19 protein-coding genes are annotated in these 23,994 nt (G+C 72.4%); 4 read left to right on the top strand and 15 right to left on the bottom strand.

The window, feature by feature from the left end:
* Nucleotides 1-7 precede the first annotated feature (7 nt).
* From ABT369_RS38275 to ABT369_RS38240, 8 genes are all read right to left on the bottom strand, one after another.
* Nucleotides 8-340 (bottom strand): winged helix-turn-helix domain-containing protein, encoded by a 333-nt coding sequence (locus tag ABT369_RS38275; RefSeq protein ID WP_350619810.1) that lies wholly within the window; start codon nt 338-340, stop codon nt 8-10.
* Nucleotides 337-1,059 carry a hypothetical protein gene (locus ABT369_RS38270; protein ID WP_350619808.1) on the bottom strand — a complete coding sequence of 241 codons (723 nt, stop codon included), beginning with the start codon at nt 1,057-1,059 and terminating at the stop codon, nt 337-339. Before ABT369_RS38270 ends, ABT369_RS38275 begins: the two co-directional genes overlap by 4 nt.
* Nucleotides 1,060-1,415: 356 nt before the next feature.
* Nucleotides 1,416-1,970 (bottom strand): Uma2 family endonuclease, encoded by a 555-nt coding sequence (locus ABT369_RS38265; RefSeq protein ID WP_350619806.1) that lies wholly within the window; start codon nt 1,968-1,970, stop codon nt 1,416-1,418.
* A gap of 206 nt (nt 1,971-2,176) precedes the next feature.
* On the bottom strand, nt 2,177-2,974 hold the full coding sequence (locus tag ABT369_RS38260; RefSeq protein WP_350619804.1) for a prenyltransferase/squalene oxidase repeat-containing protein: 798 nt from the start codon (nt 2,972-2,974) through the stop codon (nt 2,177-2,179).
* A gap of 73 nt (nt 2,975-3,047) precedes the next feature.
* Nucleotides 3,048-4,226: an adenylyltransferase/sulfurtransferase MoeZ gene (gene moeZ / locus ABT369_RS38255; protein ID WP_350619802.1), complete on the bottom strand. Its 1,179-nt coding sequence runs from the start codon at nt 4,224-4,226 to the stop codon at nt 3,048-3,050.
* 41 nt (nt 4,227-4,267) lie between these two features.
* Nucleotides 4,268-5,131, bottom strand: a complete 864-nt coding sequence (locus ABT369_RS38250; RefSeq protein WP_350619799.1) for a DUF3152 domain-containing protein — start codon at nt 5,129-5,131, stop codon at nt 4,268-4,270.
* Nucleotides 5,132-5,137: 6 nt separating this feature from the next.
* A complete protein-coding gene (locus ABT369_RS38245) occupies nt 5,138-6,166 on the bottom strand; it encodes an alpha/beta fold hydrolase (RefSeq protein WP_350619797.1) in 1,029 nt (342 codons plus the stop codon).
* A gap of 27 nt (nt 6,167-6,193) precedes the next feature.
* Nucleotides 6,194-8,296 (bottom strand): hypothetical protein, encoded by a 2,103-nt coding sequence (locus tag ABT369_RS38240; protein ID WP_350619795.1) that lies wholly within the window; start codon nt 8,294-8,296, stop codon nt 6,194-6,196.
* Between the two features lie 89 nt (nt 8,297-8,385).
* Between ABT369_RS38240 and ABT369_RS38235 the strand changes: the two genes are divergently transcribed.
* Complete coding sequence (locus ABT369_RS38235; RefSeq protein WP_350619793.1) at nt 8,386-9,024, top strand: TetR/AcrR family transcriptional regulator; 639 nt, start codon at nt 8,386-8,388, stop codon at nt 9,022-9,024.
* Nucleotides 9,025-9,093: 69 nt separating this feature from the next.
* Nucleotides 9,094-9,327 carry a DUF3107 domain-containing protein gene (locus tag ABT369_RS38230; RefSeq protein WP_350619790.1) on the top strand — a complete coding sequence of 78 codons (234 nt, stop codon included), beginning with the start codon at nt 9,094-9,096 and terminating at the stop codon, nt 9,325-9,327.
* A 471-nt stretch (nt 9,328-9,798) separates the two neighbouring features.
* Here ABT369_RS38230 and ABT369_RS38225 read toward each other — a convergent pair whose 3' ends face one another.
* Nucleotides 9,799-10,476, bottom strand: a complete 678-nt coding sequence (locus ABT369_RS38225; protein WP_350619788.1) for a ferritin-like fold-containing protein — start codon at nt 10,474-10,476, stop codon at nt 9,799-9,801.
* Nucleotides 10,477-10,711: 235 nt separating this feature from the next.
* Here ABT369_RS38225 and ABT369_RS38220 point away from each other — a divergent pair, with 235 nt between their 5' ends.
* Nucleotides 10,712-12,331, top strand: a complete 1,620-nt coding sequence (locus ABT369_RS38220) for a DEAD/DEAH box helicase (protein WP_350619786.1) — start codon at nt 10,712-10,714, stop codon at nt 12,329-12,331.
* Nucleotides 12,332-13,223: 892 nt separating this feature from the next.
* Here ABT369_RS38220 and ABT369_RS38215 read toward each other — a convergent pair.
* On the bottom strand, nt 13,224-15,317 hold the full coding sequence (locus ABT369_RS38215) for a RecQ family ATP-dependent DNA helicase (RefSeq protein ID WP_350619784.1): 2,094 nt from the start codon (nt 15,315-15,317) through the stop codon (nt 13,224-13,226).
* 42 nt (nt 15,318-15,359) lie between these two features.
* Nucleotides 15,360-16,295, bottom strand: a complete 936-nt coding sequence (locus tag ABT369_RS38210; RefSeq protein WP_350619782.1) for a C40 family peptidase — start codon at nt 16,293-16,295, stop codon at nt 15,360-15,362.
* An 82-nt stretch (nt 16,296-16,377) separates the two neighbouring features.
* Between ABT369_RS38210 and ABT369_RS38205 the strand changes: the two genes are divergently transcribed.
* Nucleotides 16,378-17,241, top strand: a complete 864-nt coding sequence (locus ABT369_RS38205) for a DUF8832 domain-containing protein (RefSeq protein WP_350619780.1) — start codon at nt 16,378-16,380, stop codon at nt 17,239-17,241.
* 159 nt (nt 17,242-17,400) lie between these two features.
* Here ABT369_RS38205 and ABT369_RS38200 read toward each other — a convergent pair whose 3' ends face one another.
* The 4 genes from ABT369_RS38200 to ABT369_RS38185 form a co-directional block, all read right to left on the bottom strand.
* Entirely contained in the window at nt 17,401-18,813 is a 1,413-nt protein-coding gene (locus tag ABT369_RS38200) for an FHA domain-containing protein (RefSeq protein WP_350619778.1), read from the bottom strand.
* Nucleotides 18,814-18,952: 139 nt separating this feature from the next.
* Complete coding sequence (locus tag ABT369_RS38195; RefSeq protein ID WP_350619775.1) at nt 18,953-20,419, bottom strand: serine/threonine-protein kinase; 1,467 nt, start codon at nt 20,417-20,419, stop codon at nt 18,953-18,955.
* A complete protein-coding gene (gene cphA, locus ABT369_RS38190; protein WP_350619773.1) occupies nt 20,401-23,064 on the bottom strand; it encodes a cyanophycin synthetase in 2,664 nt (887 codons plus the stop codon). The genes ABT369_RS38195 and cphA overlap by 19 nt, the downstream gene beginning before the upstream one ends.
* Entirely contained in the window at nt 23,054-23,878 is an 825-nt protein-coding gene (locus ABT369_RS38185) for a cyanophycinase (protein WP_350619771.1), read from the bottom strand. The genes cphA and ABT369_RS38185 overlap by 11 nt, the downstream gene beginning before the upstream one ends.
* Nucleotides 23,879-23,994: the final 116 nt, after the last annotated feature.

Below are 23,994 nucleotides of genomic sequence, written 5' to 3'. Positions count from 1 at the left end.
CGGATGCTCACCCGCCGCCGGTCGGCGGCGATTCCGCTTGTTCGACCTGCTGGATGAGTTGCTTCAGGTGGGAGATCTCGTCGCGCAGGGCGGCCTGACCGGCGGCGGTGAGGGTGACCCAGGTGCGCGGGCGCTTGCCCTCGTAGCCCTTCTCGATCTGGATCAGCTCGGCCTTCTCCAGCACGGTCAGGTGCTGCCCGAGGTTGCCGGCGGTCAGCTGCAGGGTGGTGCGGAGGAAGCCGAACTCGACCTGGCGGGCCTGGTGGGCGATGGCCATGATGCCGAGCCGGACGCGCTGGTGGACGACGTCGTCGAGGCCGTTGGCGGGATGGTCGGTCATCCCGCGCGAACCTCGGGCCTCGGCCGGAACACGGCGAATGCCGCAGCGCCCAGGAGGAGTACCACCGCCGGGACGAGCAGGTACGGCAGGAAGAACCACGGCGACGACGAGCGGATGGCCTGGTTGCCCTGCACCATGCCGATCGCCAGGTAGACGACGGTGTACGCCAGCAGCGCCCAGTAGCGTTCGACCCAGGCGAGCACCAGCAGCGCCAGCCCGATCGCCGCCAGGGGACTGGCCAGCCCGTTCACGAGCCACACGGCCGGCCCGGCCTCGATCCGCGCCGGATCGGTGGAGGACGGGTCGGCGGGCGGGGGAAGGATCGGGTGGAACGTGAACCAGATCGACATGGCCGTCATCACGATGGCCAACGCGACGCCGGCGAAGACGTAGGGGCGGATGGAGGTCCCCACGCCGCGCTGCCGGGACTTCCTGACGTAGAAGGCCGCGATCGCCGCGTAGGCGAGCAGCAGCGCGACCACCCAGTACCCGAGCTCGACCGGGTTGGGCCCCATGCAGACCTTGTCCTGCGGGCCGGATCGGCAGGTGCCGAAGACGTCGACGTAGGGGACGTACCGGTAGACGGGTATCGCGACCAGCGTGATCGCCGCGAAGACCAGCAGCGGGAACCAGGTGCCGCGCTGGGCGACACGGACCTGGCGCGTCAGGGCGCGCATGGCGGCCAGCAGCTCGCGAGGACTTTCCGGCTTATCTTCCATGGAGATAGCTTTGCATTACAGACCTAGTCTGCGCAACAGAGCGCACGGATTCGGCTGGGCTACATCAGGTCAGCACGCGGCGAGCGGCGTGGGGCCCGCCCGGAGCGTGGTCGCGTATTGGTCGCGACGGGCGAGATCCACGAGAGAGGCCCGCGACCCTGGGTTTCCCCTTGGTCGCGGGCCTCTCTGTACTGCCGGTGGCGGGTAGAGGATTCGAACCTCTGCAGCTTTCGCGACGGATTTACAGAAGCCTTCCAGTGTCGGGAGCTCTGGACGGCATGATCAGGAGTTTTACACGCCACCGGCCGTCCCGCTGCCCTTAGATCGGACAGACGATCCTCGACCAGTACCAGGCGCTACCGGCCTACCAGTGACCCGGTGTCAAGCTGGAACGCGAACGGCCGGTCCGAGGCAAGCACGGCACCGCTCGTAGCTGACGCGTGCTCGACGTAGTGCGCGCCTTCCAGGCGGTACAGCCGCAACAGCACCGCATCCGAATCCTGCTCGACCAGCAAGTACCACGCGATCTGCGCGGCCGCGTACAGCTGCATCTTCAGCAGGCGGTCCGCCGACGCGTTGCCCGGCGAGACGACCTCGCCGACCAGGACGACCTCGGACGCCTCGGTCATCGCGCCGTCATCGTCGGTGTCTGCTACGACCAGATCGGGGATGACGATTCGGCCGGCATACAGCCGGACGTTGACCGCCTCCCAGACCTCCAGGCCAGCCTCCGAAGCGGGCTCGTCGAGAGCGTTGGCGATCCGCCGGGACAGACGCTGATGGCGCTTCGTCGGGGCGGGGCTCACCAGCAGGCTCCCATCGAGCAGCTCGATCCGGTCCACCGTCTCGCCGAGCGCGAGGTAATCCGCCTCACTCCACGGACCGACGTGCTCCAGCACGGCGACGCTCATCTCGGACCACCTCCCGGCCGACACCTGGCTCAAGCTTCTCATGACCGAAGCCGCAGCTCCACGCAGCGCGGACAGACCGATCTGACCGCGATCCGCCCACGACCAGCCGTGGCCGGCCGGATTCGGCCGGACCGGCCAGACACATGAAGAAGGCCCCTGTCCAAACCTCTGTAGCTTTCGCGGCGGATTTGCAGTCCGCTCCCCCGTCAGCGGAGGGCGCGGATGGCCTGCAGCGTGGTGTGGACGTTGAACTGGTCCCCGTCGTCGCTGGTCCAGGCGCCGTCGCTGCGCTGGGTCTCCAGCAGCCGCTTGCGCGCCGCGCCCAGCAGCCAGTCCTCCGTCGACAGCCCGATGCGCCGCAGCGACGAGAACAGCCAGGCCGTGTCCGCGGCCGTCATGGTCGGGACGCGGTCGGCCAGAGCGACCTGGATCTGCGCCGACTCGTAGAACCAGCCGAGGTGGTACAGCACCGCGCACCCCAGCCAGCCGGTGACGAGGAACGAAGGCCAGGAGCCGTCGGGGCGCAGCGAGGCGCGGAAGGCCTCCGCGGCGCGGGCGATCCGGGCGGCGTGCTCGTCCTCGTCGCCGGGGGCGGGGCCGCCGATGACCAGCCAGTACGCGGAGCTACAGGTGAGGAACAGGCGGGCCTCGTCGTCGCCGGGCTGGGCCCATGGAGGAGCGACGCCGGCCAGGGACTCGTCCTCTTCCCACATGCCGTCCGGGCGCTGGCTGTGCGCCAGCCAGGACAGGGCGCGGCGGGCCGCGGGGCGGTTGATCGCGCCGAGGTCGTCGAGCTCGGCCAGGCGGAAGCAGGTGGCGTCGATCGAGGCCACATGGGCGCCGAAATACGCGGGCCAGCCGCCCGTCGACGCCTGGCCGGTCTCGGCCCGGTCCAGGACGTCCGCCGTCGGGGGCTGGCCGGTGCGCAGCCAGGCGAGGCGGGCTCGGTCCACGGAGTCGCCGTGGGCGACTACGTAACCGATCGCGGCGTCAAGGTCCACCATGGGCCGTAGGCTACCGCCCGCCCGGCTCGCCCCACATGGGTGAGCCGGGCGGGGAACATCACGACCTGGAGAACTAGTAAATCGGCAGGGACGGGTCGACGGTCTTCACCCAGGAGACCACCCCACCCTGCACGTGGACGGCGTCCTTGAAGCCCGCGGCCTTCACCGCGGCCAGGGCCTCGGCGGAGCGGACGCCGCTCTTGCAGTACAGGACGATCTGCTTGTCCTGAGGGAGGTCGGACAGGGCGTTGCCGTTGAGGATCTCGCCCTTGGGGACGAGCCGGGCGCCGGGGACTCGGACGATCTCCCACTCGGCCGGCTCACGCACATCGATGAGGTCCATCGGCTTGCCGGAGTCCTGCCACTCCTTGAGCTCAGTCGCGGTGATCGTGGAGCCGACGGTCGCGGCCTGGGCCTCGTCCGACACGGCGCCGCAGAAGTCGTCGTAGTCGATGAGGCCGGTCACGGTCGGGTTCTCGCCGCAGATCGCGCAGTTCGGGTCCTTGCGGAGCTTGATCTTGCGGTACGACATCTCCAGGGCGTCGTAGACCATCAGGCGGCCCAGCAGCGTGTCGCCGACGCCGGTGAGGAGCTTGATGGCCTCGGTCACCTGGATCGCGCCGATCGACGCGCACAGGACGCCGAGGACGCCGCCCTCGGCGCACGACGGGACCATCCCGGGCGGGGGCGGCTCCGGGTAGAGGCAGCGGTAGCAGGGGCCGTGCTCGGCCCAGAAGACCGACGCCTGGCCGTCGAAGCGGTAGATCGAGCCCCACACGTAGGGCTTGCCGAGCAGCACCGCGGCGTCGTTGACCATGTACCGCGTCGCGAAGTTGTCGGTGCCGTCGATGATGAGGTCGTACTGCGCGAAGATCTCCATCACGTTGTCGTTGCTGAGCGCCTCGTTGTGCAGCACGACGTTGACGTACGGATTGATCTCCAGCACCGAGTCCCGCGCCGACTCGGCCTTGGGGCGGCCGATGTCGGACTGGCCGTGGATGATCTGGCGCTGAAGGTTCGACTCGTCGACCGTGTCGAACTCGACGATGCCGAGCGTGCCGACCCCGGCCGCCGCGAGGTACATGAGCGCCGGCGAGCCCAGGCCGCCCGCGCCCACACAGAGCACCTTCGCGTTCTTGAGTCGTTTCTGCCCGGCCACCCCGACGTCGGGAATGATCAGATGGCGTGAGTAGCGGCGGACCTCGTCCACCGACAGGTCGGTGGCGGGCTCGACCAGAGGAGGCAGCGACATGGTTCTCATTCTGCCCCGCGAGACCGCCGAACCCGAGTGAGCTACGGCACTTCAGGCCCTGTGTACTCCTGACCGTCCACGAACGGCCACGAGTTGGCGACGCAGCCCTTGAGGCCGTACGTCTGCTGCATCATGACCGGCGCGGGCCTTCCGGCGGCCGGGCACGCCTCGTGCCCGTGGCCGAGCTCGTGCCCGGTCTCGTGGTTGACGACGTAGGTCCGGTAGTCCTCGACCGGCGCGCCGTAGTCCGGGATGGCCGTGTTCCAGCGGGCCAGGTTGATGATGACCTTGCCGGTGATGCGGCAGGAGCTGTACCCGTCCGTGTGCAGCCCCGCCGTGCCGCACATCGCCTCGGACGTGACCGGCGTGGCCAGGAACACGGTGAAGTCGGCGGCGCCCTCGCCCTTGACGCGCTGCAGCCGCAGCTGGCCGGTCGCGGTCCAGCCGCGCGGGTCGGCAAAGGTCTTCTCGACGGCCGCGGCGAAGTCGTCGGCCTTCAGCTCGGCGCCGTTCTCGACGGCGACGCGGTACTTCTTCACCGCCCCGCCCGCCCCCACCACGGCCCCGTCGGTCGTCGCGTAGGAGAACGTGCCGTCGCCCTTGGCCGCGCCGGCCTCAGGCGGCGGGCTGGCCGGCTGCGAGGGCGGCGCCATCATCGGCGCCTCGTGACGCGAGGCCGTCTTCGGCGCGGGCTCGGGATCGTCGGCGAAGAACAGCTGCCGGGTCAGGCCGAGCGCGGCGAGCATGCCGGCCCCGGCCATCAGCCCGGCGATCAGGTACCGCCGCCGGCGGGCCTCCATCCGGCGGCGATGGCGATGGGCGCGCACCACCTCGCGGGCGGCCGTCGGGTCGCTCGGCAGGGGAACCGGCTCCCGCCGGCGGTCAGAGAACAGCCGGCTCACCATCGACGCTCAGCTTGCCATGCGCACCCGGGCCACGCGCGCGCGGACCGCCTCCTGCACCCGTTCCGCAACCGGGTTCGCGACCTCGTCGACGAGCCCGAAGACGGCCCGGGCGACGGTGCGTGGAACTTCCATCTGAGCGACGTGCCCGACGCCCTCGAGCATCATCAGCCGGCTGTCCGGGATGAGCTGGGCCACCTGCGGGGCCGTGCGGATGTCCACGAGCTTGTCCTGGCGCCCGGCGATGACCAGGGTGGGCGCGGTGATCCTCGCGGCCGCGCGCCAGATGGATCCCTCTCCCGGCAGGTACGCCCGCAGGAAGCTGCTCACCAGGCCGCGCAGGCTGCCGACGTACGCCTCGGCGTACCACGGCACCTGATGGCGCAGGCGAGCCTCCTCGATGGCCTCCAGGCGGCGCTGCTCCGGATAGCGGGTCGGGTCGGCGTAGCAGGAGTCGATGACCATGTCCGCCAGCGCCTCGGGCTCCATGGACGCCATGTGGCGCGCGGCGAGCCGGGCCGCGTTGGGCAGCAGGAGCAGCGGCACCACGCGGCCCTGCAGGGAGCGGCGCGGGTCGAGGAACGGCATCGCCGGGGAGATCAGCGTGAGCGAGCGCACGAGTTCGGGGCGGCGCGCGGCGGCCTTGACGATGGCGGCGCCGCCCATCGAGTTGCCGAACAGGTGGACCGGTCCGCGGTCGCTGTGCTCGATCCAGTGGATGACGTGGTCCGCCATCGCGTCGAGGGTGTAGCTGCGGGCGCGGCCGCTGTACCCGAAGCCGGGAAGGTCGATCGCCTGGCCGTCGAGCGCAAGGCCGTCCTCGCGGGCGGCCAGGATGCCGGCCAGGTCGGTCCAGTTGGTCGAGGAGCCGCCGAGGCCGTGCACGTAGACGGCGGGCTCGGCCGTCGCGCTCAGCGCCGGGGTGTCGCGGACATACGCCACCGATCCGTCGAGCTCGACCTCTCGTCCCGGCCACCGCTCCGGCAACCGCGCGGGTGACGGGACCGTGAACTCCGGGACAAGAGTGGCTCGCTTCATGACCCAAGTGTGCCCCGCATTCCCGGCCTACGGCAGCAGAGCCTCCAAACGCCGGTTCACGGCGGCCAATGTCGCGCGCACGACCGCCTGGCGGGAGTCGCCGTCCGCCGACACCACGGCCGAGCCCGTGAGCTGCTCCACAAAGCCGTCATACATCAGCAGCAGCACGACGACCGCCACCTCGCATCCGCCGAGCGCGACGACCGCGGCGTGCTCGATGTAACAGCGCGCGCGGACGGAGGCGTCGGTGTCGATCAGCAGCTGGTCGACGGCGGAGGCGGCGGCCAGGGCGGCCAGCTTCAGCATGTAGCCGTCGAAGTTCGGGCCGCTCGCCACGCCGACGGCCGGCTGGTTGTCGGCGGTCAGGCGCACCTCGACGGTCGCGTCGATGCCCTGCGTGTTGACGTCCACCGACTCGATGACGACCCGCGGCGAGACGATCGCCCCCGGGTTCGGCAGGAGCGCGGGTGCCTTCTTCTCGGCGCTCTCGGCGCTCTCGACGGTCGCGGCGGGCTTGCGCCCTCCGCTGCTCACCGGCCGGCGGCGGCGGGCCTCGCGGCCGTAGCCCGGCAGAGCGCTGTGTGGCGAGTTGCGCGCGACGGTCGCCGGCGGCCGCGGGAAGGGCACCGGCGCGGAGGCGGGCGCCTCGGAGGCGAACGCGACCGGCTCCGGCATGCCCTCGGGCAGCAGCGGGTTCTGCTCGGCCGACAGGCCCATCGTGTCGTTGAGCATGCGCGCGACGATCCGGCTGACCTGCCCGGCATCGGCCTCGTCGGCGAGCTCCAGGCGCAGGGTGTGCAGGCCGTCGGCGTTCTTGCGCAGGCTGGCCCGGGACACGCCGGTGACCGTCTGCACGGCCCGCAGGACGCTCTGCACGTCGAAGCCGTCGGGGCGGGCGTCCGGGTCGCCGGGCTCGCCGTCCTCGTCCTCGCGCAGGTAGTTGGTGATCCGCGTGAGCTCGGGCGCGCCGACCGCGGCGGTCGGCGGCTCCCCAGCCGGGACCGGCGGGACGTCGGGCTCGGAGGGCACCCGCTGGGGCAGCTCCAGCGGCTCGTAGGCCGGCTGACGCATGTCGTCGGCGAACGTCGGCATCACCGGCTCGGCGGGCGCCATCGTGGTGGCCGAGCCGAGCAGGACGGGCGGCAGCGGCCCGACGAGCGGATCGTTGTCCGGGACGCGCTGGGTGGGCACCTGCTGGGGCTGGACGGGAGCAGGCGGCGGCACCGACTCGGCCGGGGCGGCCGGGTGCTGGCTCGGGGCGGCCCAGTCGAACTCGGGCTGGGCGGGCTCGGGGGCCCAGTGGCGCTGCTCCTGGGGCTGATACTGCCCGCCCTGGTAGCCCCAGTGGTCGTGGACCTGCGCCTGCGCCTGCTGCTCCGCGACGCGATCGAGCGCGGACTGCGGCTGCTCGTAGGTGGCGTTGTCGTAGGCCTGGGTCTCGTAGGCCTTGGTCTCGTAGGCCGCGGGCAGCTCACGGCTCGGCCGCTCGTACTCGTAGGGCTGCTGGCCGTAGGACGGCTGGGCGGAGATCGGTCGGCGCACCTCACCCGTGTGCTCCGTTGACAGGGCTCCGTAAACCGTGCCGGGCGCGGGCGGCGGCGGAACGCTCTTGGTCTCGCCGGTCGGGCTCGAGGTCGGCCAGCCCTGCCCGTCGGGGCCGTAGTGCCCGTAGTGCAGCGTCGAGGTGGGCGGCTGGACCGGCGGCGGGGCGGAGACCGGCGGGCTCATCGGGGCCAGCATGTCGGAATACGGACTGCGCACCTCGGCCCGCCCGCGCGGACCGGCGCCGTTGACCCCATTGGTCCCATTTGCGCTATTCGTGCCGTGCCCATTCGGCGAGCCGTTCGCGCCGTTGACGTTGACGCCGTTCGACCCCAGGCCATGACCACCGTTGATGCCCGAGATGTTGAACGCGCCCGTCACCTGGGCCCGCCCGGCGATCGCGCCGGTGGCCGGCTCGCGCCACGCCGAGACGATCGCCTCGAGCGCGTCGTCGGTCGGCGTCTGGCCGTTGACCTGCCCGTTCGGGTATGCGGCACGATCACGACCCAGGCCCGGATTCGGGCCAAGGCTGCCACCAGGGTATGCACCGCCCGCGTCCGGGCTACCGGCTTGCCCTGTTTCGTCCACCGCACGCTCCTCCGTCGCCCCTAGGTGAGGCTACCGTGTGGGTTGAAAGGGGGTAAGTTGCAATCTCGACCCAAATCCGGATGGTGAACATGACCTCGGCGATGAGCGGCACGCAGTCGGCCGGTCGGCCCGTGCGGCTGCCCCGGTCGGCCCGGCGAAAGCAACTGCTCGCCGCGGCACAGCAGGTGTTCGTGGCCCAGGGATACCACGCCGCGGCGATGGACGACATCGCGGAGCGAGCGGGCGTTTCGAAGCCGGTCTTGTATCAACATTTCCCGGGCAAGTTGGAGCTGTACCTCGCCCTGCTCGACACCCACTGCGACGCGATGGTCTCGCGGGTGCGCTCGGCGATGGAGGCGACCACGGACAACAAGGACCGCGTGCGGGGCGCGATCCAGGCGTATTTCGACTTCATCGACCACGAGAGCGAAGCCTTTCGGCTGGTCTTCGAGTCCGACCTGCGCAACGACCCCGCCGTGCGCGAGCGCGTGGACCGCGTCGAGACCGGCTGCATCGCGGCCATCACCGACACGATCATGTCCGACACCGGAGTGAGCCGCGCCCGCGCCGAGCTCCTCGCGTCGGGGCTGGTCGGCGCGGCCGAGATCGCGGCGCGCTTCTGGCTGGCCGGCGGCCGCCAGGTGGATAAGGCCGAGGCGGAGACCCTGCTGACCACATTGTCGTGGCGCGGCATCGCGAGCTTCCCCTTGCACGGCGAACACGCCTGATCGCGTTAATCTTCAACCACACTGGGTGTGCGGGCCTGAGCACGGTCGCGCCCGATCAAGGAGGAAGACGTGGAGGTCAAGATCGGCGTGCAGTACGCGCCTCGGGAGCTGGTGCTGGAAAGCACGCAGTCGCCGGCCGAGGTCGAGTCTGCTGTCACCGACGCGATCAACGGTGGCGATAAAGGTGTTCTGTCCCTGGTCGACGACAAGGGCCGCCGGGTGATCGTGCCTGTCGGCAAGCTGGCCTACGTGGAGATCGCCGAGTCGTCGCCGCGGCCGGTCGGGTTCTCGGCTGCGCGCTGAGAACCGGCGCTGAACGTTAGAGGGCTCCCTGGTTCGGGGGCCCTTTTTCGTTTGCCTTGGTTGGGCGAAATGTCGGGCGCTTCGCGCCGCGACATTTCGGACTTATACCCCGACGGCCGATAAATCCGTTTCGACGGCGCCGCGCCGCGTTCGTCGCTTTTTGTGCGGCGCGGCCGGCACCACCCAGCCTGGCGGGTGCAGGTGGTGTCGGTCGGCGAGGTGGCCCGACGGCGCTTCGGGGTGCTCCGGCGAGCCCGCGCCGCACGGCGAGGCGGGCGCGGCGCTGGACCGTGTCGAGTAGGCGACCGGCGCCGCGACTCGTCGCGCCCCTGCTGGTTGCCGGCCGCCCCCGTCCTCACCTCGCCGCCGGGCGCCAACCGACCCACTGCGAATACCGACATATGCCCTGGCGGGCGAAAAATCCGATATGTCGCGGCGCGGAGCGCCCGACATATCGAGCCGACCGCCCACCTAGTTGTTCAGCCCCACGGCGCCCATGCGCGCGGTGTGAGCCGAGGTCAGGCGCTTCAGCAGGGCCGGAACATCGGTACCGTGCACAGCCAGAAGCGTCCCGAGCGACGGCCGCTCGGCGGCCACCCGCAGCGACTGGGAGATCGCCTCACCAACAAGGCGGCGGGCCCACATCGACAGGCGATTGGCCACCTTCGGGTCGATCGCGATCGCGGCCCGCAACTCGTCGGCTGCGAAGTCGGCGTGGCGCGAGTCGTGCAGCACGTCGAGGATGAGGTCGCGGTCGGGGGCCTCGAGCACGGCGGCGACCTCGCGGGTGAAGTCGTCCGCGATACCGTCGCCGACGTAGGCCTTGGTCAGGCCCTCGAGCCAGTCTTTGGGCTCCGTCTGCTCGTGGTAGTCCGACAGCGCGCGGACGTAGGGGGCCATCGCCGCCTCGGGGTCGGTGCCCAGCTCGGCGAGGCGGTCGGCCAGACGGCGGTAGTTGACGATCTCACGGGCCGCCATCTCGCTGAGCACGGCGCGTCGGTGCAGGTCGGGGGCGAGGCGGGCGTCGGCGGCCATGCGGTCGAAGGCGACCAGCTCGCCGTACGCGAGCATGCCCAGCAGATCGACGACCGCCTCGGCCGCGGGGCCGGTCGCTTCGCCGGACCGGACGGCCGGGGTGACATCGGACACGTCGGCACAGTACCGCGCCGAAACGTCTGACGGGCAGCACGCAGTGTTGTGAGCGGATCCGTCATGGTGTCGGTACAATGGCCGAAATGAGCCCGGGCGGACCCTAGCCCAGGCAGACCGGCGCTTGTAGCCCGCGACCGCAGTCAAACGGTCGCGTGTGGCCCGCGCCCCACACAGATCGAGCGCACCCGGCAGTTCAGGGGCGCTCCCGCGAGAGAGACACCCCGAGCACAACATGACGATCGACAACACTGAGGCCGCCGAGACGGTGGCCCCCCGCGCGCCTGTGCGCGGCGACTCACCATCATTCGCCGACCTGGGCGCGCGGCCCGAGACCGTGGCCGCGCTCGAGGCGGTCGGCATCACCCGCGCCTTCGCGATCCAGGAATACGCCGTGCCCATCGCTTTGCGGGGCACCGACCTGATCGGGCAGGCGCCGACCGGCACCGGCAAGACCCTCGGGTTCGGCGTACCGCTGCTGGACCGCGTCACCGCCCCCGGCGAGGGCGCCGACGGGCTGCCCCAGGCACTCGTCGTCGTGCCGACCCGCGAGCTGGGGCTCCAGGTCGCCCGCGACATCGCGGCGGCCGGCAAGACCCGCGGCGTGCGGGTGTTGCCGCTGTACGGCGGAGTGGCCTACGAGCCGCAGGTCGAGGCGCTGCGCAACGGCGTCGAGATCGTGGTCGGCACCCCCGGCCGCCTGCTCGACCTGGCCAAGGGCAAGCACCTGCGCCTGCACGCCGTGCGCGCGCTGGTGCTCGACGAGGCCGACCGCATGCTCGACCTCGGCTTCCTCGACGACGTCGAGCGCATCCTGACGCTGCTGCCGGAGGAGCGCCAGACGATGCTCTTCTCGGCCACGATGCCCGACCCGATCGTGACCCTGGCGCGGCGGTTCCTGCGCCAGCCGATGACGATCCACGCGCACCACGACGCGAACACCGGCCCGTCGCCGCTGACGAAGCAGTTCGTCTACCGCACCCACCCGCTCAACAAGATCGAGATCGTGGCGCGGGTGCTGCAGGCGACCGACCGCGGGCTCACGATGATCTTCTGCCGCACCAAGCGGGCCGCCGACCGGGTCGCCGAGGACCTGGACTTCCGCGGCTTCGCGGCCGCGGCCGTGCACGGCGACCTGGGCCAGGGCGCCCGCGAACGGGCCCTGCGCGCGTTCCGGGCCGGCAAGATCGACGTGCTGGTCGCGACCGACGTGGCCGCCCGCGGCCTGGACGTCTCGGGCGTCACGCACGTGATCAACTACGACTGCCCGGAAGACCCGGACACGTACACCCACCGCATCGGCCGCACCGGCCGGGCCGGCGCGACCGGCGTCGCGGTGACGTTCGTGGACTGGGAAGACATGCCCCGCTGGCGGATCATCGACAAGAGCCTGGGCATGGAGCTGCCGGAGCCGCCGGAGACGTACCACACCTCGGCGCACCTGCTCAGCGACATCGGCATCCCCGAGGGCACCACCGGCTCCCTGCCGACGGCCGACCGCAAGCGGGCGGGCCTGTCGGCGGAGAAGCTGGAGGACATCGAGGGCAAGCCGCGCGGACGGGCCGCGCGGACGAGCCGCGGACGTTCGCGGTCGTCGGCCCCGGCCGCCACGGCCACCGAGACCGCCGAGCCGACCGAGGCGCGCCGTCCGCGCCGCCGCCGGCGCCGGGGCGAGGTGGACGCGGCCGAGCACGCCGAGTCGTCGGCCGCGGTTGCTTCCGCCGCCGCGACTGAGGACGGTTCGGCCGTGGCCGTGACCTCTGACGAGGGTGGTGCCGGGCGCGCCCGGCGTCGCCGGCGCCGGGGCGGTCGCGGGCGAGGCGGAAGCGGCGAGGGCGACAGCGCCGCGGAGTAGGAAAAGACGATCAAGAGGGCGGGTCCGTATGGGCTCGCCCTTTTGATTGCTCGGGTCCACGTCAGTAACTGGCCGTCGCTCCCGCCAGGAATCCCGGCCCCCGCGGTGGCAAGAGCCGGGCCGGGGTCCTCGTCGCCGGCTTCCACGGACAGCGAGTCACTCGGGCACCCCGCCGACCGACGCGCCGCTGTGGCGGATCGAGCGGCAGGCACCGTCGCACCTCCCCCGAACAGCGAGTCACTCAGGCACCGTCGCGGCCCGCGTCAGGGCGGGGTCCGCTCCGGATCGCGGCCCGCGTCGGGGCGAAAGCCGTCCGGCGGAGTCCGGCCCGCGACCGTGGCCCGCGATGGGGGTCGGCGTGGCCCTGCGTGGCCGTGCCCGGACCGCGCTCGCGAAGCAGCGAACTGACGGCCCAGCGGCCCCGCACGGCCCGGGCCGGACGGCGCTCGCGAGGCCGCGAAGCGGCGGGCCGCCGTGGCCACCATCGAGACCGCACCCGCGAACCGGGCCGGACGGCGCCCGCGAAGCAGCGAAGCGGCGGGCCGCCGTGGCCACCATCGGGACCGCACTCGCGAAGCAGCGAAGCGAGGCCCGCAGCCGGACGGCGCCCGCGAGGCCGCGAACCGGCCCGGCCGCCGTGACCCTGCGAGGCCGTGACCGGGTCGCGCTCGCGAAGCGACGAAGCGTGGCCGTGGCCAGACGGTGCTCGCGAAGCGGCGGTCGGCGTGGCCCCGCGAGGCCGTCGTGCAGCGGCGAAACGGCGGCCCGGCGTGGCCCCGCGAGACCGTGGCCGGGCCGGGCCATGCCGCAAAGCAGCGAAGCGGCGGGCCGGCCGCGGCCCGCGTGGGCTCGGCCGGGCCGTGAACGCGACGTGGTGTTGGTGTGCGGAGTGTCAGGCGGTCAGGGCCAGGGCGAACGGCAGCACCGCCCGGGCGCCGGCCAGGCGAAGAGCGCGCGTGGCCAGGGCCATGGTCCAGCCGCTGTCGACCAGATCGTCGACCAGCAGGATTGGGCCGTCCGTTGAGCGCACCGCCTCGGCCAGCTGGGGCGGGATGTCGAAGGCGCCGTGCAGGGCTCGTACGCGTTGGGCGCTGTTCGTCCTCGAAGCCGTGTCCGAGGACAGGGCGGCGGGGATGGTGCCGAGCAGGGGGAGGCGGCCGACCTCGGCGATTCGGGTGCCCAGGGACGATACGAGGGCGGGGGCGTGCTGGGAGCCGAGCACCACGACGCCGGCCGGGCGTTGCTCCCACCTCGCGTCGCCCTTGGCCCACTCGGCGAGGGTGGCCACGACGCCGTTGAAGAGCTCGTCCGGCAGCGGGGCGTCGGGGCCGTTCAGAACCGTCCGCAGGCGTTCGCCCCAGCCGAGGTCGCTCAGGCGGCCGATCGCGCGGCCCGGCAGCGACTGCTCGGCGGGCGGGATCTTGCCGCTGAGCGGCACGCCCACGGCCGGCAGGCCCGTCGGCCACAGCTTGCGGGGCGCGATCTCGACGCCGGCGCGGCCGAGGTGGGCCCGGGCGGCCTCCAGGGCCTCGGGGGAGACCGTCGTCGCATACCACGGCCCCGTGCACGTGTCGCACCGCCCGCACGGCGCGGCCTCCGGGTCGTCGAGCTGGCGGCGCAGGAACTCCAGGCGGCACGTCGTCAGCGCCGCGTATTGCCGCATCGCCTCCTGCTCCGCCTCCCGCGCCACGGCGATGCGGGCATAGCGCTCGGTGTCGTGCTGCCAGGGCGCGCCCGTCGCCTCCCAGCCGCCGCCCCGCACGCGATGGACGGCGCCGTCGACGTCGAGGACCTTGAGCATCAGCTCGAGGCGGCCGCGGCGCAGCTCGACCCGCGGCTCCAGGGCCTGGATGGACAGCGGGCGCCCCGCGTCGGCGAGGACGTCGATGACCGCGCGGACCTGGTGCTCGGGCGGGAACGCGAGCGAGGCGAAGTATCGCCAGATGTCCCCGTCCTCCTTGCCGGGCAGCAGCAGCACGTCGGCCTTCTCGACGGCGCGACCGGCCCGGCCGACCTGCTGGTAATAGGCGATCGGCGACGAGGGCGCGCCCAGGTGCACCACGAACCCGAGGTCCGGCTTGTCGAAGCCCATGCCGAGCGCCGAGGTGGCCACGAGCGCCTTGATGCGGTTGCCGAGCAGGTCGGCCTCGGCGTCGCGGCGGTCGGCGTCCTCGCTCTTGCCCGTGTAGGCGGCGACGTCGTAGCCCTGCGAGCGCAGGAACGCGGCCGTCTCGTGGGCCCCGGCGACGGTCAGCGTATAGATGATCCCGGAGCCGGGCAGGTCGCGCAGGTGCTCGCCGAGCCAGGCGAGCCGGTGCGACGGGGAGGGCAGCGAGAGCGAGCCCATGCGCAGGGACTCGCGGTCGAGGGAGCCCCGCAGGACCAGCGCGTCGCCCAGCTGCTCGGCGACGTCCGCGGTGACGCGGGAGTTGGCGGTGGCCGTGGTCGCGAGCACCGGGGTGCCGGGGGCCAGGTCGAGCAGGAGCGTGCGCAGGCGCCGGTAGTCGGGGCGGAAGTCGTGGCCCCAGTCGGAGACGCAGTGCGCCTCGTCGACCACGAGCAGCCCGGCGGTCGCGGCCAGCTTGGGCAGCACGTCGTCGCGGAAGGCCGGGTTGTTGAGCCGCTCCGGGCTGACCAGCAGCACGTCGACCGAGCCGTCCGCGATCTCGGCGGTGATCGCGTCCCACTCCTCGAGGTTCGCGGAGTTGATGGTCCGGGCCGCGATCCCGGCCCGGGCGGCCGCGTCGACCTGGTTGCGCATCAGGGCCAGCAGCGGCGACACGATCACCGTGGGCCCGGCGCCGCGGGCCCGCAGCAGGGCGGTGGCCACGAAGTAGACGGCGGACTTGCCCCACCCGGTGCGCTGGACACAGAGCACCCGGCGGTGCCCGGCGACCAGCGCCTCGATGGCTGTCCATTGATCTTCGCGCAGCTCAGCGCTGGGTCCGGCGAGCTTCTTGAGTGTTGCCGTGGCTTCCTGTCGCACGTTGCCGACGCTAGCCGAGGGGTCTGACAAAAACCGAGTCGATCACAGAGGTCGCCCGTATCCGACCACCGGAGCGTAGTCGATCAGTCGCATGGAGATACGTTCACCGGCCCGGGGCGCCTCGATCACGCGCCCGTCGCCGATGTAGATCCCGACGTGGCTGACGTCCTTGTAGTAGAAGACCAGGTCACCGGGGCGCAGCTCGGCCCGCGTGATCGGCTTGACCGTCTGCTTCTGGCGGGCGGCGTTGTGTGGCAGTACGACTCCCGCCGTCTTCCACGCCGCCATCGTGAGCCCCGAGCAGTCGTAGCTGTTCGGCCCGTCGGCGCCCCACTGATAGACCTTGCCGAGCTGCGAGAACGCGAACTTGACCGCCTGCCCGGCCGCGTCGGCGGTGAAGACCGGCACGTACCCGTCGTGCAGCGCACCCGACGGCGCCCTCGCGGTGCGCGAGCCCCCGAGCCGGCGCAGCTGCGCCTCGATCGCGGCCTTGCGCTGGCCCAGCTCGGCCGACTGCGCGCGCTGCCGTTGCTGCAGCGTCGTCAGCTCGGTGAGCTGCGCGTCGAGTTGGGCCTGGGCGTCCTTGAGCGCCTTGAGCGCACCCACGCGGCGGCGCGAGATCTGGTCCAGCATCGCGAGCTGGTCCATCCAGGCCTCGGGCGACTCCGCCGAGATCAGCACCGCGGTCGAGCCGACGGCGCCGCTGCGGTACAGCGCGGCGGCCTGCGCGTCGGTCTCGCGCTGGGCGGCGTCGACCTGGGTGCGCAGCGGCCCCAGGCGCGAGTTCACCTGCTCCAGGCGTGCGTCGGTGGCCCGCAGGTCGTCGCGAACGGCGTTGTACCGTTCGATGACACCCTCGAGCTCCTGCCAGGCGTTGGCGAGCGACCGTTGCCGGTCCGCGGCAGGATCCGCGTTCCCGGTCCCGGGCGCCGCCAGGAGAATGAGTCCGGCAACGACCAGTGATGCGGCGCTGCGCAAGTTCTTGCGGCAAAACCCCACGTGTCACCAACGCCACAATTTGGACATAAGTGACGTAACTTCCCCCGGTAGGGTGGCGGGCATGATGCTCAAGGGACCGTTCGTGGCGGCCGGCTTGGTCGCGGCCCTGCTGCTGGGCTTCGGCATAGCCCGCGCGACCGCGCCGCAGTCGACGCCCGCCGCGACGGCCGACCCGACGACGATCCCGTCGCACTCGCACGGCGGCGCGGTCATCGGCGACCTGGGCGGCTTCTCCCTGAGCGCGGGCGGCTTCACGCTGATCCCGGCCGAGGCACCGACCTTCGCGGCGGGCGACCAGCGGACCTTCGCCTTCAAGATCGTCGGCCAGGACGGGAAGCCGGTGACCAAGTTCGTCCCGAACCACGACAAGCTGCTGCACTTCATCGTGGCCCGGCACGACCTGTCGGGCTTCCAGCACCTGCACCCGGAGATGGCCGCCGACGGCACCTGGTCGGTCCCGCTGACGCTGCCCACGCCGGGCATCTGGCGCCTCTACGCCGACTTCGTGACCCTCGACCCGGCCGGCCAGCAGCTGCCGCTCACGCTGTCGACCGACGCGACGGTGCCCGGAAACTACACACCGACGCCGCTCCCCCCGGCCGCACGCGAGGCCGACGCCGACACGTTCAAGGTCACCTACGAGGGCACGCCGCGGGCCAATGCCACCCAGCCGCTGACCTTCCGCGTCTTCGCCGACGGGACGCCGGTGACGGACCTGGAGCGCTGGCTGGCCGCCTACGGCCACCTGGTCGTCATCCGCGACGGCGACCTCGGCTACCTGCACGTCCACCCCGAGGACCAGCTCGTCGGCGGCGCGGTCAAGTTCTGGCTGTCCGCGCCGGGCCCGGGCCGATACCGCCTGTACTTCGAGTTCCAGAAGTCCGGCGCCGTCCACCGCGCGGAGTTCACGGTCGACGTGCAGTAAGAGCCAGAAGCGGATGGCTCGGGTCCGCGTCGGTAACTGACCGTCGCTCCCGCCAGGAATCCCGACGTCCGTGGTGGCAAGCACTTCGTACACATGTTCGTCCACAGCCTGTGGATAGAACATGTGTACGACGGTCGAGTTGGTGCGGGCGGGGCGGGGTCAGTCGACCAGGCGCATGGCTACCGTGGGGGCGTCCAGCAGCACCGACGCCGGTTCGGAGCCGACCACGGTCTGCAGGCGGTGGTCGCCCACCACCAGTTCCACGCCGGTGTAGAGCTCGATCGAGTCCCACCCGTCCAGCTGGTAGGACTTCTTGTAGATGCGCTCCGTCTCCTCCTTGATGTCGGGGGACGAGCGCTTCCAGATCACGGTGCCGTTCTCGCTGGTGTCGGTCACCTTCAGGTGGCCCGACTCCACCTCCAGCTTGACGTGCTCCTTCGCGATCCACGCCGCGGCCGCCTCGTGCAGCCAGGTCGCTACCGAGATGTCGTCGGGGTTCTTCGGGTCCTTGCCGACGCGCACCGGGTGGTCCGTGGCCACCACGAAGCGGCGGCGGGCCAGGTCGTCCACGACCACGGCCACGGCGAACGCCGGTGGGCGCGGGCCGATGTCCTTCACGGGCTCGCCGTGGCGGGGGCAGGCGGGCATCCCGGCTCGCATTCTCGGGACCGGCTGGCCGATGCGGCGGGACTCGCCGAAGGCGGGGCAGTCCGGCTCCTTGCAGCGCCACTCGCGGGCCATCAGCGAGGCGCCGACGCCGCTGGGGTCGGCTCTGGTGAAGCGGCGGCGCACTACTCGGGTGCGGCCGAACCGCTGGGAGCCGCGCGCGGTGAAGGACTGCAGGCCGTCCGGGCGGCCGCCCTGCTGCTCCGCGGCAGGCGGAGCGGCAGGCGGAGCGGCAGGCGGAGCGGCAGGCGGAGCGGGAGTCGGAGCGGGAGTCGGAACGGGAGTCGGAACGGCAGGCGGATCAGTGGCGGGAGCCGGCTCGGCCATCTCCTTCTCCGTCGCGGGGTCGTCCGGGTCGGGCGGGACGATCGGCAGCGTCGCCTTGCCCACGACCACCAGGCGCTCCTTGCCGTCCTTCGGCGGCGTCGGCTCGCCGCCCGGCGTCAGCACCGCGCCGCCGGCCCGGGGGGTCAGGCGCAGCAGGCGCTCGGGGCTGTCGGCGATCCACGGGAAGCGGGTCGCCTGCTGGGGCAGGTCGCGCACCACGATGAGCGGCAGGCCGGTGAAGTCGGCGATCTCGGCGGGGCGGTCGGCCACCACCGGGGTGACCTCGATCAGGCCGTCGTCGGCCCAGCGGCCCAGGACCATGCGCTCCTTCGACGTGAGCGCGGCCTCGGAGAGGACCTCGCGGCCGGCCACGGGGTAGAGCATCGCGCCGGCGTCGATCAGGTAGCGGCTCAGGGCGTCGACCACCATGCCGAGGCGCAGGAGATTGATGGGGCGGCCGCCGTCCAGCGCCACGAAACGGGCGACCTCCGCCAGGTCGACCACGGCCTGCGCCAAGGTCACGTCCGTGGTCAGCCGCTGCTCGATGGTGTCCATGACCCGGCTGATCTCGAACCGCACGGCGCCTCCTACCTTCGACCCCAACACCCTACGGCGAGGCGACCCTAAATCGATGGGACGCCACGAGGATCAGACTTGTGTACCAGTCAGGAAGGTTGCACGCCATAACTTACAAAACGACGATCAGCTTACGAAAGGGTCAATCGTCCTCTCCCTTTCCCTTTTTCCCGTTGTCCTTCTTCGCCGGCTTCCCCGGGCCCTTCTCGACCGGCGGCTTCGGCGGGGCGGCCTTCGTGGCGGGGGGCGGGGCGACCGTGGTGACCACGACCTGCGCGGCCGGGGCGACGAGGACCGAACGGCAGGCGGCGCCGTTGAGCGCGAAGTCGCTCGGCAGCGCGGACGTGTCGCGGTAGGCGCCCGCGACGGTGAAGTCGGCGCCGGCGGACAGGTCGGAGGCCAGGTCTCCGCCGCCGAGCAGGACCGTTGCGCCGTCCTGGTGCCAGGTTGCCCCGTCGATCGCGCCGATCGCCTGGCCGTCGGGCAGGCGGAAGCTGAGGCTCCAGCCGCCGGTGCCGCCCGCGGCCTTGAGCCGCAGGTCGGCGTTGAAGCTGCCCGCGTGCTCAGTGCGCACCGAGTACTCCACGGTGCAGTCGACCGGCGCCGGAGCCGAGGCCGAGGAGAGCTCGGGACCGGAGGCGGGCCGCGCCGACTCGGCCGCGCTGCCCGAGGTGGACAGGGCCAGCACGCCGACGGCCGCGGCCGCCACGGCGCCGCCCACCAGCACGCGGCCGCGCACCTGCCGCGGGAAGAGCACGCGCCGGGTCTCCTCCAGCACCGGCGCGTCCGGCTCGGAGGGGACGGGGGCCTCCAGCGTCAGGAAGCCGGCCAGGACGCCGGCCATCTCGGCGGCGGACGGGCGGTTCTCGGGCGCCTTGGCCAGGCACCGGGTGATGGCCGCCGCCACCGGCGCGTCGACCAGGTCCTCGGGCAGCGGCGCCGGGCGCGTGCGGCGGTGCGCCTCCAGCACGCCGGTCGTGCTCGCGCCCTCGGGCCACGGGAAGTGGCCGGCGAGGGCGCGGTACAGCAGCAGCCCCAACGCATAGACGTCGGTCGCCGCGGTGGTGGGCAGCCCGCGAATGCGCTCCGGGGCCAGGTAGGCGGGGGTACCGAGAATATGCCCGCCGATGTCGCTGTCGTCTCCCGCGACCGCGGAGATGCCGAAGTCGACGAGCTTGGCCCCGCCCTCGGTGAGCATCACGTTGGCCGGTTTGACGTCGCGGTGCACGAGCCCTCGCGCGTGCACCGCCGCGAGCGCCGCGGCCAGCTCGGCCCCGGTGCGCAGGACCGTCTCGGGCGCCAGCGGGCCGACCTCCTCCAGCGAGCGGCCGGTGACCAGCTCCATCACGACGTAGGGCACGCCGTCGGGGCCGTGGCCGAAGTCGTACACCTGCGCGATGTGCGGGTGGCTGAGCAGGGCGGCGGCCCGCGCCTCGGCCTGGATGCGCCGGCGGGAGTCGGGGTCGGCGAGCAGCTTCGAGGCCAGGAGCTTGACCGCCACGGGTCGCTCGAGCACCTCGTCGAAGGCGCGCCAGACAACGGACATACCGCCCGTGCCCAGGGGCTCGATCAGCCGGTAACGTGCTCCACTCAGGCGATTCCCGTCCACGCCATGGTCATTCCCAGATTCACCTCGGTCACACGGAAATCGGCCGCCGGGTGAGCGCCGTGGGCCTCGAGGAGGGCGAGGAGGGGCTCGATCTTCTCGTACAGAAGCAGGACGACATCCCCGGGCCGCGCCATCGCCAGGGCCGCCGGCACCGCCTCGTCGACCGTGCGCACCTCGACGCAGGCGGTCTCGGGCGCGGCCCGCAGCAGCTCGTCGCGGACGATCCCGGGCACCTCGCCGGGGGCCCGGCCGCGGCGGTCGGCGTCCTCGTAGAGCACCACCCGCCCGAACCTCGACCCGACCACCGTCGCGGACTCGCGCAGCAGGTCGTCGCGGCGGTCGCCGGGGAGCGTGATCGCGGCGACCGCGCGCTCGCAACCCCACACCCGCTCGACCAGGTCGCTGACGGCGGCGATGGCGGCCGGGTTGTGCGCGTAGTCCACCAGCACGTCGACGTCGCCGCAGCGCAGCAGCATGCCCCGGCCCGGGTTGTCGGCCGGGTCGGTGCCGAAGCGGCGCAGCCGGTCGGCGATCTGGGCGGTGGTTACGCCGAGCACCCGGGCCGCGGCCGCGGCGGCGAGCGCGTTGGCGACCAGGTGCCGGGCGGCGCCGCCGAAGCCGCCGCCGAGCTCGTTCGCGGCGAGCAGCGGCACCCACCGACGGCCGGCCAGCTCGACGAGCCAGCCGTCGGCGAGCAGGTACGCCCGCCCGCCGGAGTCCCAGTGCCGGCGCACCAGCGGGTTGCGCGGGTCGAGCGAGCACCAGATGATCTCGCGACCGGGGAACTCCAGCTCGCGGCTCCTCGGGTCGTCGGCGTTGAGCACCACCGCGCCGCCCTCGCGCACCCGCTCCGCCACGACCGACTTGAGGTCGACGAGTTCCTCGACGCTCTCGATGCCGTCCTGGCCGAGGTGGTCCGAGGAGAGGTTGGTGATGATGCCGACGTCGCTCCAGTCGTACCCGAGCCCCTGGCGCAGCAGCCCGCCGCGCGCGGTCTCGAGCACGGCCGCGTCGACGGTCGGGTCGCCGAGCACCACGCGGGCCGAGCGGGGGCCGGTCGCGTCGGCGCGCTGGATCAGCCGCCCGCCCACCACCACGCCGTCGGTCGTGGTCAGCCCGACGCGCAGCCCGGCCCCGGCGAGCAGGCGCGCGGTCAGCCGGGCCACCGTGGTCTTGCCGTTGGTGCCGGTGATGGCCACGATCGGGATCCGCGACGGCGTCCCGGCCGGGTAGAGCGCGTCGACGATCGCGGCCCCGACGTCGTGCTGCTCCAGGTGCATGCGCAGCCCGGGAGCGGCGTTGACCTCGATCACCCCGCCCTGGCGCAGGGACAGCTCCTCGGCGATGTCGGGCAGCCGCAGGTCGATCCCGGCGATGTCCAGCCCGACGAGGCCGGCGACCCGGCGGCACAGGTCGGCGATCGAGGGGTGCACGAGTTTGGTCACGTCGACGCTGGTACCGCCGGTGGACAGGTTGGCGTTGTCGCGCAGCCACACCGTCCGCCCCGCCTCGGGCACGTCCCCCACCTCGAGCTCCTGCCGGCGCAGGAGCGTGTGGGCGACCTCGTCGACCGCGAGCCGGGTGAGCGCGCGGGCGTGCCCGTCGCCGCGGCGGGGGTCCTCGTTCGCGCGGGCGATGAGCCCGGCGATGTCGGTGCGGCCGTCGCCGATGACGTGCGCGGCGACCCGCTCGGCGGCGGCGACGATCTCGCCCCCGACGGTGAGCACCCGGTAGTCGCGGCCGTCGACCTGGCGCTCGACGACGGCGTCGCCGCCGTCCGCGGTCGCGGCCTTGAAGGCGGCGCGCACGGCGTCGGGGGTGTCGACGCCGAGGTACACGTGCCGCCCCTGCCGCCCGCCGCGGGGCTTGACCACGACCGGCGCGCCGAGCTCCTCGAACAGCTTGAGCGCCTCGGCCACGTTGTCGGCCGGCCCGCCCGCCGCGACCGGGATGCCGGCGTCCTCCAGCAGGCGGCGGGTGAGCTCCTTGTCCCCGGCGATGTCGACGCCGATGGCCGAGGTCTGGTCGGTCAGCGCCGCCCAGACCAGCCGCCGGTGGCGCCCGTAGCCGAGCCGCAGCAGGCTCAGGTCGCCGATGCGCTCGACGGGGATGCCGCGGCCGCGGGCGGCCTGGGCGATCGACTCGGTCGACGGGCCCGGCTTTTCGCGTTCGTACCGCCGCTGCAACTCGGCCAGATCGAGCGCCGGGGGCGTCTCGCCGCGAGTCAGCGGGAGCACGAACTGCGAAATGGCTTTTTCAAGCAGTTTCTCGGAAATTTCGGACTCAAGCGGCTCGTCGACGGGGCACTCCATGATCACGTCGAACGCGGCCGGGTCCTCGGTGCCCACCGTGCGGCCGAAGCTGACCTCGCGGCCCATGAGGTTGGACAGCTCGATCGCGATGTGCTCCGCGGTGTGGCCGAAGTAGGTGCCGCCGTGCAGCCGCGCGACGAACCCGCCGGGCGCCCCCGCCGCGCAGTGGTGCTCGGCCAGCCCCGGCAGCAGCTCCAGCAGCCGCTCCGGCAGCCCCGGGAAGTCGCAGGTCTCGCGGCCGGTGAGCCCATCGAGCAGCACCCGGGTCACCTGGACCGGGCGGGCGAGGTACCGGTTGGGCCCCCGCAGGCGCCGGCTGCTTTCAATACGCATTGTCCTCTTCCGCTCTCCTCATCGGCGACCGCTCGGTCAGGTTGAACCGGTGTCCGGCCGGCAGGACGTGCAGTTGGGCGCCCCACAGCGCGATCGGGCCGCCGGCCTCTCCGGCGAACCCGACCGAGGGGCAGTGGATGTCGCGCGCCTGGCCGGCGTCGATCACGGTGACCGTGCCGTGGCCGAGGACCTCGAAGACCTCGCCGTCGACGAGGATGGCGGTGTTCTCGTCGATGCCGAGCCCGAGCTCGTGCGGGAACATGGCGATGGCGCTGAGCAGCCGGTTGAGCCGCCCGCGCTCGGCGAAGTGCATGTCGATGAGCACGCCGGGCAGGAACTCCATGCCGGGGCCGGTCCGCACGCTGGTCGTGCTCACCGAGGCGACGCTCCCGCCGAGGATCATGGTGCTGGACATCATGGCGGCGCCCGCGCTCGTGCCGGCCAGGATCATGCCCTCGGCCAGCCGCGCGTGCAGCGCCGAGTCGACCTTGGAGCCGCCGACCACGGTGGTGATGCGCAACTGGTCGCCGCCGGTGAAGAAGACGCCGGTGGCGCGCTCGATCGCGGCCACGGCCAGGTCGCCGTTGGCGTCCTCGCGCGACTCGAGCCGCAGCGCCGTGACGCGCGCGGCACCGAGCCGGTGGAAGACCTCGGCGTACTCCTTCTCCCGCTCCCCCGGACTCTCGCTCGCGGTGGCGATCACGACAAGGTGCGCGTCACCCCCGCCGGCGAGCAGCACGAAGCGCTCGAGGATCTCGTCATCGCCGGCGTCGTGACTCTCCGCGCCCCCGATGACGAGCAGTTTTCCCGCCATCCCACCTCCACTTCCCATCTTGGGGACCGGGGATGCCGGGCGTCCGACGTTTGCCCGGATTGCTCGCGCGGGCTCCCCGCCGGGCGATGCCGGCACCGACCCGAGCCATGGATCGG

The sequence above is a fragment of the Dactylosporangium sp. NPDC000244 genome, assembly GCF_040300725.1.
Lineage (GTDB): Bacteria > Actinomycetota > Actinomycetes > Mycobacteriales > Micromonosporaceae > Dactylosporangium.
This window is presented reverse-complemented; position numbering and strand designations above follow the sequence as displayed.

Bases quoted from the DNA above. Each gene is read 5' to 3' on its own strand.
- ABT369_RS38275 (WP_350619810.1), bottom strand. From the start codon at position 340: ATGACCGACCATCCCGCCAACGGCCTCGACGACGTCGTCCACCAGCGC.
- ABT369_RS38270 (WP_350619808.1), bottom strand. From the start codon at position 1,059: ATGGAAGATAAGCCGGAAAGTCCTCGCGAGCTGCTGGCCGCCATGCGC.
- ABT369_RS38265 (WP_350619806.1), bottom strand. From the start codon at position 1,970: ATGAGCGTCGCCGTGCTGGAGCACGTCGGTCCGTGGAGTGAGGCGGAT.
- ABT369_RS38260 (WP_350619804.1), bottom strand. From the start codon at position 2,974: ATGGTGGACCTTGACGCCGCGATCGGTTACGTAGTCGCCCACGGCGAC.
- moeZ (WP_350619802.1), bottom strand. From the start codon at position 4,226: ATGTCGCTGCCTCCTCTGGTCGAGCCCGCCACCGACCTGTCGGTGGAC.
- ABT369_RS38250 (WP_350619799.1), bottom strand. From the start codon at position 5,131: ATGGTGAGCCGGCTGTTCTCTGACCGCCGGCGGGAGCCGGTTCCCCTG.
- ABT369_RS38245 (WP_350619797.1), bottom strand. From the start codon at position 6,166: ATGAAGCGAGCCACTCTTGTCCCGGAGTTCACGGTCCCGTCACCCGCG.
- ABT369_RS38235 (WP_350619793.1), top strand. From the start codon at position 8,386: ATGACCTCGGCGATGAGCGGCACGCAGTCGGCCGGTCGGCCCGTGCGG.
- ABT369_RS38220 (WP_350619786.1), top strand. From the start codon at position 10,712: ATGACGATCGACAACACTGAGGCCGCCGAGACGGTGGCCCCCCGCGCG.
- ABT369_RS38205 (WP_350619780.1), top strand. From the start codon at position 16,378: ATGATGCTCAAGGGACCGTTCGTGGCGGCCGGCTTGGTCGCGGCCCTG.
- cphA (WP_350619773.1), bottom strand. From the start codon at position 23,064: ATGCGTATTGAAAGCAGCCGGCGCCTGCGGGGGCCCAACCGGTACCTC.
- ABT369_RS38185 (WP_350619771.1), bottom strand. From the start codon at position 23,878: ATGGCGGGAAAACTGCTCGTCATCGGGGGCGCGGAGAGTCACGACGCC.